Genomic DNA, 14,508 nt, shown 5'->3' on the forward strand with positions numbered 1-14,508 from the left:
TTTGATTCGCAGCCTTCTATTCGTTCTAATGCTTATGTTGGGCTGCTTATGTGCTCCGGCACAGACTATGGACAATAGCGGTGGCGGATCACCCAAGACCATTGAAGTGTTTTTTGATGCCCTGCGCCGCATGGAGATAAATGAGGCGCATAGGGCGTTGCAAGAATCCCAGCAGACCAAAGATAATACGTTGGCTTTGGCCTTGTTACAATCGTACCAAGGTAGAACCCAAACTTTCGACGCCGATACTACGGAATTGGGCGTGGATGGGAAAATATTGTGGCATTTGGTGAATGGCTATTCCAATGAGGGTGAAGACAACGAGAATACGGTAGCGGCATTTCAAAATTTTTCAAGGGCGATTCAATTGTCGGATTCGTATAATCGTGTGAACGCCTTAAAATTTTCGCTGACCAGTATGCTTGAACTGTTGCGAAAACAGTTTTTCTTCGGTGACGAATATTTTTTACCCTATCTCAACCATTATAGGGAAATTGCTACCGACACCGATGATGCGCGCATTTTACTGTTGTATGAAATCGGACTTAATTCTAATGAGAAAGATGATATGAGCAGTGAGTTTCAAGGCCTTGATATGATGCGTAAATTGGATAGTCTTTTTATCGATGTATCGGATGAGCGGGCGTTGAAAACAAAATACTATTTTGAAAAGGCCATCCAATTAAAGTTAGAAGCGAAATACGAACAAGCCATGTACGAGCTAAGGCATGCCCTTCGTAATGCGAATGGACAACCAGAAAATGTAGCGATACAAGAGGCTGCTACCTGGCATATTTCAACCTTGCATTTATTAGGAGGTCGAAAAGATTCCGCTCTGTTTTATTGGAATCGGTCATCTGCCCTTTCCAAAAAACTGCGAAATAAGTTTTATAACGAGCGTTTGGCTTCATGGATTTACAAGGATATGGGGCAAATGGATTCGGCCTACCATTATTTGAATGAATCGGTGTTTACGGAAGCTTTGGTAGATGGAAAGCAACAACGTTTTCAATCCGCCCTACTCTCTGTTGAAAACCAGACCGAGAAACTAAAACTGGACAAGTTACGACTGGACAATCGCAGAAAGACCAATCAAAATTATTTGATCGGGGCCATATCCCTATTATTGATTGGTACCTTGACGGCATTTTTTCTCCATCAGAACACCACCAAAAAACGAAAACTGGCCGAACAAGAAGCCTTACTCGAACAGCAAAAAGTCGAAACCTTGTTAAAGGAACAAGAGTTGGTCAGTATTGATGCCATGATCGAAGGTCAGGAAAAAGAGCGCACCAAAGTCGCCAACGAATTGCATGATGATTTGGGCAGTCTTATGGCAACCGTAAAACTGCATTTTGATAATGTCAAGGTCGATAAAAAAGACCCTGCCCTAAAAAATGCCCAAGACCTGCTCGAAAAAGCCTACCAAAAGATTCGAGGTATGGCCCATGCCAAGAATTCGGGTGTTATGGCCAATCAAGGTCTATTACCAGCGGTTCAAAAAATGTCCCGGACCATCAGCGAGACCAAAGCCTTGGAAGTCACGGTCGAAGATTTCGGCATGGCAGACCGTTTGGAAAACTCTTTGGAGTTGACCATTTTCCGGATCATTCAAGAATTGACCACCAATATCATCAAACATGCCAAGGCGACAAAGGCGAACATTCAGTTCACCCAACATGAAGATAATCTGAATATCATTGTGGAGGATAATGGTAAGGGTTTTGACATATCCGCCATCAAAAGAGCGTCCTTAGGTATGGGCCTCGGTACGATTGAAAAACGCATTGAACATTTGGGAGGAACTTTTACCGTTGACAGCGTCTTGGGTAAAGGCACCTCCATTTTAATCGATATACCCGTATGATCACCGTAGCGATAGCAGAAGACCACCAGGCCCTAATCGATGGCATTCAATCGTATCTGGAATACGAAGATGATATTACCATCGTCGGACATGCCAATGACGGCGAAACCCTTTTGGAGCTGGTCGAAAAACGAAACCCGACCCTGGTACTCTGCGACATTCGCATGCCCAAAGTTGATGGTATTGCGGCGGCCAAGATTATTCAAGAAAAATACCCGAACACCAAAGTAATTGCCTTTACGATGTTCGATCAAGAAGATGCCATTCGCCAGATGTTACAAGCGGGAGCGGTAGGCTATATTTTAAAAAATTCTTCGCTAGAAATAGTGCTCGAGGCCATTCGCGCCGTAGGTGCCGGAAAAACCTATTTTGATAAAAAAATCCATATTCCCACCGCTGAAAAGAACACCTCGAAAAGCGTGCTTTCTTCTCGTGAAAAAGAAATCTTGGGACTCATCAGTCGCGGTAAGACTTCGCATGAGATTGCGGACCAACTTTTTATTGGGAAAAGTACTGTCGATACCCACCGAAAGAATATGATCCGTAAACTTGGGTTAAGCAGGGCGGGGGAGTTGTTGCGGTATGCGTTGGAGCGGAAGTATGATTTTTAATTTTTTTAGTTAAAGATGACTATGAAAGTCATTGGTCAATAAGAAATTATAAAAGGAAAAAATACCATGGGTTTGTCATAAGATTAAGGTTTTTAACCCCAGTAAAGTTTTCCCTAACCTATTAAGAATGCAACAATTTCATCCTTTGTTTTTTTGCACTTTTCTTAGTGAAACGGCTTCTGCGAACAGGCCAATTTGATGATTACGCAATGTGTGTTGGTTTGGAGTAGGTAAAATAGGTCATTTATATATAAATTCTTACCAACTATACAATTTCTTACAAAAAATCGCTAGTTGTACCTTACTTTTAGACAAATGCCCCACATTTATGAGCTTAGCCGAAAGAACATCAGGTCTAAACCTGCACGGCCTGTATGAAAATGGACTAATATCAAGTATTACCGAAATACTTAGGGTCAGCGAATGCTCAAAAAACTTGATGATAGGCATATACTTGATAAAAAATGCCCGTTTCCTGTATTGCAACCAAGGACTGAAGAACATTGTGGGCAATACCTCCAACAAGTTATTTACGGAAGGATGGGATTTTTGGTATTCCAGAATTGATCCCAAAGAAGTATTCCTAATAAAAAATAAACTCACTGAATTTTTTCTAGAACCTTTTAGCGGTAAGCCACTTACACTACTTTACCATGTTACTGATTCTGAAGGCCGACGAATCAGCATTAAGCACGAAGTTCTTTTGCACAGATTGAAAAGACAGGAACTCGCCGTAAACTATTTGTTCGATATCTCTGACAAAGAACGTATCGAACACTGTTTCGATATTCCAAAAGATAAAAGGGACGTTCATTTTCCCGAAGAGGATAATTTACATATTTCCGTAAGGGAAAAAGAGGTATTACAGCTGATAGCGAACGGTTTTTCCTCCAAAGAAATAGCCGACATGTTATTTATCAGCAACCATACGGCAATATCTCACCGGAAGAACCTCATCGAAAAATTCAACGTAAGAAATACGGCCCAGCTTATCAAAAGGGCTTCTAAAGTAATGGAGTTATGAATACCTCTTCTTTTTGTAGAAAACCACAACGACATTTTTAATCTCAATAATTTATCGATGGTTTTGCCTCGATTCTGCCTTTGGGCATGTAGTTGCCTTTTCGATTTTACAGTATTCGCGAGACCCAGTGATGGGGAGAAATAGGTCATGTCTTGCTCTGGGGATGATTGGTTTCAGTTTTTTAGGAGCCAGTAGATTACTATATAGAATCGAATGATACCAAAGTCTGTCAAATGACTCCTCTCCTTCCGATAGATATCAGGAGGAGGGTACTGAAAGTGAAGAGGTATCTTCTGGATACAATAAACACGCAATAAATCTCCTCCGTCAAATAGCGGGATAAATTTCAAATTAAAGCATGTAAATAATCACCGATATTTGAAATCAATCGCCTTAACAGTCCGTACAACAAACCTCCGGCACTTTAGTCAAAGGCGAAGTACGCATTATACGATGATGGCCCAACTGATCACTTACCGGACTAGGTTTTCTTGGTGCTCTCGCAGCAGCTGTAGTTGTACCTTGTCGTGCTCCGAATCGGGTCTTATGTTCTTTGCTAAAGGCAATTTTCTGGTTATTATCCATAAAATCGACTGCTGCTTGTGCCGTGCCCGGTTTTTGCAAGTCAGTCATATAATCGAAGATATTGGTAATCTGAGGCAAAGTTTCTACTACAATAACACTTAGGGCGGAATCTTCAGGGAGACCGCAAGTGGCCAAGAGCTGCGCCACTTCTGTATTGCTCCATACCGTAGTACCGTACTTGGTCGAACTTTTGTTCTTTTTGCTAAAGTCAACCAATTTTAAGAAGTTACCCGTCTGTACCACTGCGGTTTCGCCTTTTAAGGTTTTTAAAGTGATATCGTTCAGCAACTGTAATTCATTTTCAGAGTACCGTTCAAAAACATTGACTTCCTTCTCGGTTTCTATCTGAACGCGCCAATCCAAAGGTCTGTCGTCTAGTAGAATGTTTCGATAGTCTTTGTTATCGGCTTGTTTTACCTGGGCGTATAATAAGGCCCACAATTCGGTCCGTGGTGGATTCGCAGTTACGTTTTTTCCATCGTGTACAGCCACGGCGTATGGGGCGGTTACCCATAATTTGTCTTCATCCCGATTGGGCATACATGTCAGGGTCGGAGCCGGATGCTGAATTCCGTTGGATTTCAAGCGTCTTCCAAAGCGGCCTTGGGCGGTAGTCCATACCTTTTCAGGAGTGGCATCGGGATTTTCCAAAGGAAGTTCAAAATGACCCACCCTAAATTCATAGGTAAAGAACCCGAACATCTCATCGCTATTGGCATGCAATCCGGGAGGAAGGGGCAGAATATAGTGACGATCGCTCGATGTACTTTTTAGCATGGGCTGCATCGCGTTGAGACCGGCTAAATCATTGGAAGAAGCTGGAGAAATGACCCGTAAGTTTTCTGAATCTATCGGCAATGGCGGTTCTTCAGGAGCCACAAATAAGGAAGGATGATTGTTGCTTATTAATTGATCGGGTGAATTGGCCAGCACTCGGGCAAAATAGCTATCCTGTGGATCCTGCACAGGTTCATCAAATTCAATCCATAAGAATCGCTTGCGCGATTCGGATGAAGCATATTTTTCATCACGTACATAAGGAGATAGTGCCATACCGGCCGAAACGATTTTCGGAACCTGTGCGGGGGGAGTGGTTATCGGTAAGGTCATGGCCGATACTTCTGGGTCATCTTTTTCTGTGGCATGATTATCCTTGAACTGAGGTTCTAGTGTATAACTTACATCAATAGTATCCGGAAATACGGGTTGTGCTCCCTCTTGTTCTTTCTTGGGCTCTACGGCATCAATAAAGATAATTCGGGTAGCGTTGCGCTGGGGTACATCCAAAGCTTCAAAAGAGGCAGTACGAATCATTTTTATACGTCCTATTTCTGCATCCTCTGCTTGCGGTTGGTCGTCGTGCGTAAATCCATAGGTACGTTTTACGATGAAACTATTCGTTTTCAGGGCATCCCACATCCAATCGCGATCGATTTCGACACTTACGCAGCAGAGCCAATGATTGATGAGGTCACTTTTGGAGGCAAAGGTAATCGACGACCCATCAGGTGCCAAAGTATGGCGAATTCGGCTCGAACAACCAAATACCGCTCTTTTGCCTTTTGGAGCGTTTAAGGTGAGTCCGTTACTTTCCAAATCCAACTGATCGGCCAGCTGTTGTACATTGTTGAGGGTGGTATTGTTTGTTTTGCCAAAAAGAAGGGTACTTGCCTTACCGTCAAATACGGTTTGCACATCGGGTTGCATAAAAATACCTTGTATTTGGGGTACTCCGGGAGTTTGTACCAATAAGCCAGTTTCATCCTCCGAAGCTTTGTACAACTGAATGCTAAAGGATTCCCCATAACGTACATCCAATCGCTTATCGGCTTCCTTGATTACTCCGTAATAGGCATTGGTTTCACCTTCCGTTTCCTTATCCTCACACACGGCGCGTATGGTCAAACGTGCCATTCGCGCTGTCGGTAATACCAATTGTGATAAATTGTCAATGTCATCCGATAGACCTAGATCTTGTGCTAGATTCAGTTCATTCCCGAGGTTCAAAACTTTATCCGGACCTTGAATATCCACATATTCAATGGGAATGTTGAGGTTTGCCTCGTAGTTGTCCTCATTACCATCAATAGCCGGGAATGCCCTTCGGGTGGTATATAGATGAACATAATCTTCTTTGCCGTTTACACTATCGAGCTTGTCAAGCTTTAAGGTTTCGATTTCTACCACGATTTCTATTGCTGAGACATCGGGATCGGCAATTCCTAGTCCAACGCGATGTTCCGCATTGGCAAGATCCGGCTGCAACCCGAGATTGGATTGATTCAAAAGGCGTTCAACAGGATTGGTATATTTATCGGTATAAACTACCGCTGGATACCCAAGTTTTGGTCTTCTGATGTTCAACTCATTAAGTTCTGAAGGTCCATCAGTACTTAAAACGGGATGCTCCTCATTTTCATCATAGGTTTGAAGTGCTTCGATTTCCTGTATTCTAGGTTGAATGGGTGTAATATAGCGTTTGAAAGCACAGGTGGCAATGTCGGAGGAAGTTTCGTTGATAGGCTCTAAGTCAATACTGGGCGAACCACCACTAATGTCCTGCATTCGGACCCTGAATTGATAACTGCTGCCGTAGCGCAATTGCGAATTTAAGGCTCCGGCGATGTACATTTGGTTCAATTGATTTTGAGCGGGTCCAGTCACACCGGTCCCTGTAGTTCTTTGGATGCCATTTTCATCGAGAACCGGGTTGCCATCTTTATCAAAAACGGGCACACCATACGGATCACTATCTACGTTCGTGTTGGTCGTCTGATATACCGTAGAGGCATCAGGATCGGGCAAAACCATACTATGCCCGTTCCAATTGGCAAAATACATGGGTAGCCAATAGGTTTGTTGCTGTCCGGTTACCTGTTCGGTGCCATCGAGTTGTGAAGGATATACTTGATAGGGCAATTCCCCCTCAAAACCCCCCAATTCAATGACCTCTGACGGATTGTTGGGATTCCGTGCCAGTGTAAGGGGTTGTCTACTGGTAACCCTGTTTAAGGATTCCCATGGATTTTCTGGATTTCCGGCATCAGCCAACTCCCTAACATCCAAATGATATCCCAAGACCCCAAGTGGAGCGTCCAATCGTTTTGAGGCATCTGTTACCGAGTCATCTTGCATCAGTTGCCGCATATACCATATCAAGATTTGTTCGTCATTCCAAGAGCAATGAATACCCGTTTCTTTGGTCGGATAAGAACCATCAGCTTCCTCCTCTATGGGATTACGGTGCGGGGGTTGGTGGCAATGGACTATTTTTGCAAAACCATCATCGAATTCCGCTGTTTCCTGAAATAATTCGTCATAATTGCCGTCGTGAGTAGCCAATACTGGATATAAGAGTGGTGCAAAAACATGACGTGGTTCCCCCGGGGTCAAAGCGGGAATTCGAGCGGCATAGTTTTTAATAAAGTTAGGGTCGGCTGTACTTTGCGGACTAAAACTACTGCCATCCGCTAAATCAATATACAGATAGCCCCCATCTGGAAAAGTATCTGCATCAATGGACAGGGTAGTGGAGTAAATAAAGCCTGCCGCCCTGGCTAATAAAGGCTGTCGTAGAACGTGGGCGAATACCTTTCCCCAACTCACGATATCCGAACTTCTTTGAAAACCGGCATAGTACTTTGCCGTTTTCACCGCACAATGGTAACTGTCATCGGTTACCGCATTTTTGGTACGGGGCGTTGTAAAATTAATGGCGTTTCTATAACTTTTTGGTAAATATTTGCTTACCGAAACGTCTCTAGGGCGCGCATCTTCAAATTGGCGTTCTTTGGGAATGTTTTGGAGATTGATATTTGAATTCTCCATATTCGAATCGAAAATTTGCAGATGATTTGCCATGGCCTCAAAAATTTCTCGAGGATTATCAGGCGAATCCGTGATAAGTGGAGTACCAAGATTCAAGGGTTGAGGTTGCGGTAAAGGGTTGGTGCCAAAACCTTGCAACATTTGTGCGCTAAAGGAAAACTCTGCATCGGCAAATGCAACCTCCGAATCAAGTATTGGTGGATCTCCTGGTTCGGGGGCTCCCCACCGATGAGTATCGGATTGAGTGGATTGTGGTCACGTGGAAGTACCACTATATTCAAATGTAATTCGTTTCCATCAAAGAATTGTGGAAATGTCATTATCGATAATCGCTGATTGGGTTGCATAATATTATTCTTTAGTTAAGCGATCTGGCGTTGCTCTGACCAAGATTCTGAAAAACTTATATTTATAATAAAGGCGATGCTAATGTCCAGACCAAAAGTCACCTGACATTCGAGATCGGTCCGTGAACCTTCTCCGATGGCCTTTTTAGTGTAAGTGCCTTTGGCTTCAATGCGTATGGTGATGGCAACAATACCACCTAAGATCTCAGCATGACCTTCAAATAGCATGAAGGCCGATACTTCAAATATTCCCGTGGCAATGAAAATTTCGGCGCCGACCACAAAAAGAACACTTACATTACCCGCTACAGGTAGCCCGATAACTATTTGGGCCCCAAAGCCAAATTTCATTTTTAGGGATGGCCCAATTTTAGTATCTGCGGCTATATCGACATTTGCCTGCCCGATAGCATAAATTGTTGCTGCCGATACGGATACGCACATAACGGACAGACGGGCATAGAAACCAAGGAATCCGCCCGTACTAGGTAATAACTCATTGGCATCCGTAGTCACTTTTAGGGCTGCATTGAAATAGGCACCAAGGGTTAAACCACATTCGAGTTTAAAAGGAGTGTTCGGATCGTTGTATACCGCATCGGGTACAGGGAATCGTAATACGGGAATCTCTTTAGAAGCTTCGAATTTGTACTCCCAACTTCCAGCTTTGTTACTCATGGCGAGTTTCAAGCCTTTGCCTATGGCGGCCCCGTAATCCCCACTTTGCAGACTTTGTAAGATTTCAAGGAGATCTACAAGAGGTTGTAGTTCGGGTGAAAATTTCAGTTCTGGTTCGGGATAGGTGGCTTCCTCTCCATTTTTTGAATCCCAATTCCCCCTTATCGTCATGAGACGTTCAATACCTGCCAGGTCGATGACCAAACCAATATTGTTCATTTTGCTTTTCCAGCTCTTCGCTACTGAATCAATGTCAAATTCCAAAGACCCTGGGTCTTCTACATTGCCATCGTCATCCGTTTTGGCGTATTCAATATAAATCCTGAAATTCCCGTCCCCGACATCGATGAGTTCAAATTCGGTGGGCAAATCAAATAGTTCTTCAGGATTATGGAGTAATTGTAAGCCTTGTTGTTTGACACTATCGATGGTATCTTGTATGTCCATCAGTTCAAAAACATCTTGACCGAGATCTTGCAAACTGCTAGTATTAAAAGGAAAAACTCCATTTTTTTTCATTAGGATGGCCTCTCCTACAGTTTCATTGACAAAATTTTCTGCATCCCCTATGTTGGGAAAAATACCTTTGGAGTTTACTATGCGAAAAGCATCGACAAAAAGTGGTGGGGTCTTGCTCAACAATTTCTTATCATCCTTTTTAAAGGAAGGTGTCAAGAACAATGCTTTCTGTGTATCGGTACTTTGTAAAAATCCGTAGTTCAATGTAGTATCTATAGGTTGTCTCAGCAGTTCGGTAGGTTCTGCGATACGGGTAAGGGCACCACCTACAGGCTCCTCTACTTTTACGCTATCATTTGCAATATCCTTTACGATTTTCCCCTCTCGGATTACCGGAATACTTAAATCAGTTGGAACCGGACTCACATCTCCCGTGCTGCGTTCATGTTTTACCATACTCCAGCTACCATCTTTGGGTAACAAGACATTTCCGCGACCAGCGACCGCGAAAGTGGGACCGAAGCCATCACTGGCAAATGAGTTGCTAAAGTCGAATCTACTGATGCGCATTTTCTGTGAACTCGCGGCAAGGTCTACCTCACAATCTAATGGACCTCCTATGGTACCCTGACGTAAGACAAGTCGTTTTAGGGCATCCTCGTTCAGGGGCAATCCTTTAGGAGCTAATTGCACAAAACCTACGATACGTTTAGAAGGAACCACATCTTTTTCACCATCAGCTGTTTTTTTGGAAACAAAGCCTGTTGTCGTATTTTCCAATTCTACATCCGCATCAAAATATAAGGGCTGTAATTTTACATCAAATACTTTATTGATACCCGTCTCATTCTCCAATTCCTCACCATTTTCATCTACATAAAGTTCTCCTGGCTTGATAATAATCTGGTCAATGAACGGTTCAATTTCTGCTGTTTCTACAATATTAGTTATGTTATAAAGTCCTTTTACCAGACCTGGATGTATCTCATAATCAGCAGACCTTTCTGCTGCTATCAGGGAGGTACAGGAGGATTGGCAGGATTAGGCACAAAAACAAAATATCTAAAATCGAATTTTCCATCACTCTCGGCTCGCCAACCAGAATCAAATCGGTACGTGTAGCCACTGGCGACCCTGAAAAGGGTAATGGTACGGACCACTTTTATGGCCCACGGATAAACAATACTTTTTACTTGTATGACCTCATGAGCGCATCTACCCATGAAAATATCGAACTTCGCCTGACTCGTTTCGGCTAGGGCGGCTTTTGAATTCAGCCAATTACTGAACATATTGGCACCATAACCGCTCATGTCCATTCGGGTCACGGGTACCCCACGGTCTTTCAAAAGATTAAAAGGACCGGGTTGCGGATTAAAAAACTCCCCATTAAAAATTTCGGTAACACTGGCGCCTAAAGTACTGTTGCCAGTTGCTCCCCCGAATAGGTTTAAGATATTATTGATTTGTACCGTGGTGCCCATGAACATTTTACTGTCGCCCTCACGTAGAGGCATACCAGCATCTAATCGAAGCTGCAGGCCACTTTCCACATTATTTTCAAACGTTATTTCATCGCGATTGATATCGGCTCCTTCCCTACTTTCACTGCCGGCTCCATAGGTTTGTTCCATGGAGGCAATTGCCTTTATGCCAAAAGGTAGCGTGAAGAAAGAAAAAGCCATGAACTCCTCATTTTCTTCTCGGTTTTTGACCAAAAATTCGGTTACCGGAAGCGGGGCCAAGGCTACGGGCTCTCGACTATTGTTCAGAATATGTGATGGCCCTCCATCGTTGGGGTAGTAGTTAAAGCCCCAATCAGGGTCACCGGGAACGGGACTTGGAGGCGTAAGATTGAAAACGGGCTCCCAAGAAACTTGAGGTACGGTAAAGGCTTTTACATTGGCACCAGTACTCACAACTTCCATTCCATCCACTTGTACCGGAAAGAAATTTGCAGTCGCTTCCCCACTAGCGTTTACACCCGTGGATACCCGAAAATCCCTTTGGGTCAATAAATCAAAGCTGATACCGAAAAGATCGGCATTAGTACTTACATCCAATAGCGCAAAAAGATCTCTTCGGTAACGGTATGTTTCTTTATCCCAACTGGATTCGTAATCCGGAAGGTTAGGAAGGTCGGGATTGAATGCAGCAGCAGTGGTATTTACAGGTGCTGCAACATTTGTAACACTTCGAGCGGACGAAGCTGTTGTGTTACCCCGTACCGCATCTGGGACATTTAAGACCCCCAAAGCAGAAGCCGGTGAATTGATTTGGGTCAGGTTGCCCAAGCTTGAACTGGCACTTATGTCAGCGGTAGAAGTCGCTAGGTTTCCAATATTTCCTTGTTCGGATTCTTCCTCCTCGGGCCCCTCAAAAGATATCCCCGCAAACGGATTGTTGAGCGGTGCAAAATGGAAAGAGACCTCCACCACGTCATTTTCCGATTCATCCGAAGGAACATCCCATGCAATTCTGCAGACCAACCAAGCCGTAAATTGTTGTTGTGAAACTGCTGTGGCACCCGTTCCTACAGGTCGATTGGCATCTTTGCCCCTGATTTGTCTGTTCAAAATGCCCAAATTTGCAGCATAGGGATCAGGTAGGGTTGGTACATAGGCCAATAGGCCGAAGGTGAGGAAAAAGAAACCTTTTTCCACTTTTTGAAGATCTTCGGAGAGCGAACCGAAAAGCAAACAACCGTTGGGTTGTAATACCTTGAACAGGGCATTCGTAATGGCAAAAGCCATTCGATCAGGAATGATGGGATCTTCGTTATTGATTTCCGCATCGTCGAGTATCAGATTGTCATCGAGCAGATAGATAAGCCGGGTAGTCTTATTTACCGCCACTAGCAATAGCGAATTGAGGGAACGAACCACAGGAGGTTCTCCATTGACCCTGACCGGTCTGTCGATTTCGAAGGAGGCATTGGTGAAAGCCATCAGCAGTTCGTTGCCATTGGCATTACTGGCATAATAGAAAGGCATTAGCGAGGACTGATTCGAAAAGCTCAACTTCACTTTAGTCCCAAACGGATTCAGTTCATCTTTCCATAGGTCTAGTGTTTGACTTGCATGTGGATTTCCGGCTTGAAAGTCGATAAGGAAAATTTGACCCGGACCTACAAGAAAGGCTGGATTTGAAAGGGCAAGACCTCCGCCTTTCAGGCCGTTCCAGGTGGAAAGGATCCCTTTGTCTTTGCATATGACAAAAATCTGTCCGATGCCTTCAGCCGCTATGGGCTGCGAAATATCTATCATAGCGACAGGAAGCACCCATCCGCTGATATTAGTTGGAGCTTGACCACTCAAGCGATTGAATTTCGATTCACTTTGATGTATGATAAGGTCTGGTGAAGAAGGCTCAAATCCAAAAACAATGCGTTGAAGATTGGCATCGTAGTTGGTTTGCAGTCCTTTCTTCCATTTAAACAGCATCTTCTGTCCATAAAGCGTCCAATTGGCGTTGGAAACTTGATCTATAGTTCTTCCGTTTCCTGAAAAATGAAACTTCAGGGCGTCCGGCAAGCGTAAAACCATCTCACGGGCATCTTTGCCGTGAGGACTGGTAGGATCCGCGTCAGTTACTTCAGGTTGATCTAATTTTAAATCTACCGTGATTTTAGTATTTCCTGAAACGGTAAGTTTTCCTCCAATTGTTTTAGGTATGATACTCAAGGTAAGTTTGCCACCATTGATCGTAAGGCCTGTATAACCACCAACAGGAGCGTTGGGCGCGAGAAATTTGGAGCGTATCCAAATACTTCCTTTTCCCAGGGTATAGGTTTTGGATGGATTGATTCTTAGTGCCGAATCCGAGGTCGTACTAAGCCGCTTGCCTTGCTTTACCCTGAATAACAAGACGGGTTCTGCTTCTCCCTGCATGTATAACTTGATCAATTTCTCAATCGTAAAAAAGTCATACCAGAATTGACGTCCGTCTTTATTTTTAAAAGGACCGATAGAGTGGTCCACTTTGGCACCCACCGCCCAATCAGCTATCGAATTGTGAAGCAGATGTTCGCGAATTGGGGCTTCTCTTCTAAATACTTTGTATTGTGTTTTGTTGTTTTTCTTTATCCTATTTTTACTGACGTCGGCGATGATTTTTTTTCGCGCGCTATCGATTTTATTCTCAAAAAACAGGTCGGATTTTTCGAAATTGAACTCCGTTTTTATGGGAGAATGACAAGCTGATTCCAAAGAAGATTGGGAAAGCGATTTTCCGAGTCGGTTAAGATTCTTTTGATCTTCGGGCGTATCTAGAACCAAGTGCCCCAAGAGACTCCGTAAGGTTGCGTTAAGTTGCTTTGTTTCCATCCTGATGTTTTAAGTTTATGGACGTCCGTACAGATTTGAAGTATGGAGCTGAAATACGAAAAACGCATTCCTTGTTCAGGAGGGAACTTTACACCTCTTAAAACTATAGGAAACGGCTAGGTGGGTCAATCCCCATTTTTAGGGATTTTTCGTCTTAAACTATTCGTCTTCTCTCTTATGATAAGACATTATTTGATGCCGATACTAGGATGACACCCGCTGTAAATAAGGCTCCGCCAACATGGACGGAACATCTCGAATATCAATCGCCAAAATATCTCCTTTGAAACGGAAAGTGTAACTTTTGTTGGTTATCGACCCTTTGACCGATAGTGAAGAGGTACCAATATATTCAAATGCAAGTGGGCTTTTCTCAACAGTTAGGTTTGCGTTAAATACATCTTGTTGCTGTTGGTCAGTAGTATAATAATCTCGTTGCTGTTTCAAGGCAGCTCTTTTTTGTCCACAACATGACATAGTATTTGTTTTAGGTTATACATTTCTGGTAACTGCCTTTTCCAGTACACAGGCAAATCCGGATAGGGCCACCCACTGCAGTAAAATAATCCCTACTGTGCCAGCTTTCCAGAAAGCAAAGGGTAAGGCTATCCAGATACTCAAACAATAAAAACAATCGAGCAAGGTTCCGAAAAACCCTTGCCCGACTCGTTTTCTCAATGTGAAGACCACATCAAACGGACCATCTTCATTACTCAATAAATGGGTAATGCGCCAAACTGCCAATCCTTTCAATAGAAAAAGAAACCATTGGTCCACATTTGAA

The 14,508-nt window shown here is 43.5% G+C and carries 8 protein-coding genes; 3 read left to right on the forward strand and 5 right to left on the reverse strand.

The features are described 5' to 3' along the window. Position 1 precedes the first annotated feature (1 nt). The 3 genes from N8A86_RS14655 to N8A86_RS14665 all read left to right on the forward strand — a co-directional run bounded on the left by N8A86_RS14655 (position 2) and on the right by N8A86_RS14665 (position 3,502). The gene (locus N8A86_RS14655) at positions 2–1,867 is read left to right on the forward strand and encodes a sensor histidine kinase (protein WP_273566075.1); all 1,866 of its coding nucleotides are present in this window, start codon (positions 2–4) and stop codon (positions 1,865–1,867) included. Further along, positions 1,864–2,478, forward strand: coding sequence for a response regulator (locus N8A86_RS14660; protein ID WP_273566076.1), 615 nt, complete (start codon positions 1,864–1,866; stop codon positions 2,476–2,478). The genes N8A86_RS14655 and N8A86_RS14660 overlap by 4 nt, the downstream gene beginning before the upstream one ends. Before the next feature lie 328 nt (positions 2,479–2,806). Beyond that, entirely contained in the window at positions 2,807–3,502 is a 696-nt protein-coding gene (locus tag N8A86_RS14665; RefSeq protein WP_273566077.1) for a response regulator transcription factor, read from the forward strand. Positions 3,503–3,895: 393 nt separating this feature from the next. Here N8A86_RS14665 and N8A86_RS14670 read toward each other — a convergent pair whose 3' ends face one another. The 5 genes from N8A86_RS14670 to N8A86_RS14690 all read right to left on the reverse strand — a co-directional run bounded on the left by N8A86_RS14670 (position 3,896) and on the right by N8A86_RS14690 (position 14,501). Next, positions 3,896–8,056 carry a hypothetical protein gene (locus tag N8A86_RS14670; RefSeq protein WP_273566078.1) on the reverse strand — a complete coding sequence of 1,387 codons (4,161 nt, stop codon included), beginning with the start codon at positions 8,054–8,056 and terminating at the stop codon, positions 3,896–3,898. Between the two features lie 221 nt (positions 8,057–8,277). After that, positions 8,278–10,254, reverse strand: a complete 1,977-nt coding sequence (locus tag N8A86_RS14675) for a hypothetical protein (protein WP_273566079.1) — start codon at positions 10,252–10,254, stop codon at positions 8,278–8,280. 158 nt (positions 10,255–10,412) lie between these two features. Beyond that, on the reverse strand, positions 10,413–13,724 hold the full coding sequence (locus N8A86_RS14680) for a hypothetical protein (protein ID WP_273566080.1): 3,312 nt from the start codon (positions 13,722–13,724) through the stop codon (positions 10,413–10,415). 204 nt (positions 13,725–13,928) lie between these two features. Further along, positions 13,929–14,171 carry a hypothetical protein gene (locus N8A86_RS14685; RefSeq protein ID WP_273566081.1) on the reverse strand — a complete coding sequence of 81 codons (243 nt, stop codon included), beginning with the start codon at positions 14,169–14,171 and terminating at the stop codon, positions 13,929–13,931. A gap of 45 nt (positions 14,172–14,216) precedes the next feature. Next, entirely contained in the window at positions 14,217–14,501 is a 285-nt protein-coding gene (locus N8A86_RS14690) for a DUF1360 domain-containing protein (protein ID WP_273566082.1), read from the reverse strand. Between the last annotated feature and the right edge of the window lie 7 nt (positions 14,502–14,508).

The sequence above is a fragment of the Maribacter halichondriae genome, from assembly GCF_027474825.1.
Taxonomy (GTDB): domain Bacteria; phylum Bacteroidota; class Bacteroidia; order Flavobacteriales; family Flavobacteriaceae; genus Meishania; species Meishania halichondriae.

What these genes read in the sequence shown, in the direction of transcription:
- N8A86_RS14660 (WP_273566076.1), top strand. Translation starts at nt 1,864, where the DNA reads ATGATCACCGTAGCGATAGCAGAAGACCACCAGGCCCTAATCGATGGC.
- N8A86_RS14665 (WP_273566077.1), top strand. Translation starts at nt 2,807, where the DNA reads ATGAGCTTAGCCGAAAGAACATCAGGTCTAAACCTGCACGGCCTGTAT.
- N8A86_RS14670 (WP_273566078.1), bottom strand. Translation starts at nt 8,056, where the DNA reads ATGTTGCAAGGTTTTGGCACCAACCCTTTACCGCAACCTCAACCCTTG.
- N8A86_RS14680 (WP_273566080.1), bottom strand. Translation starts at nt 13,724, where the DNA reads ATGGAAACAAAGCAACTTAACGCAACCTTACGGAGTCTCTTGGGGCAC.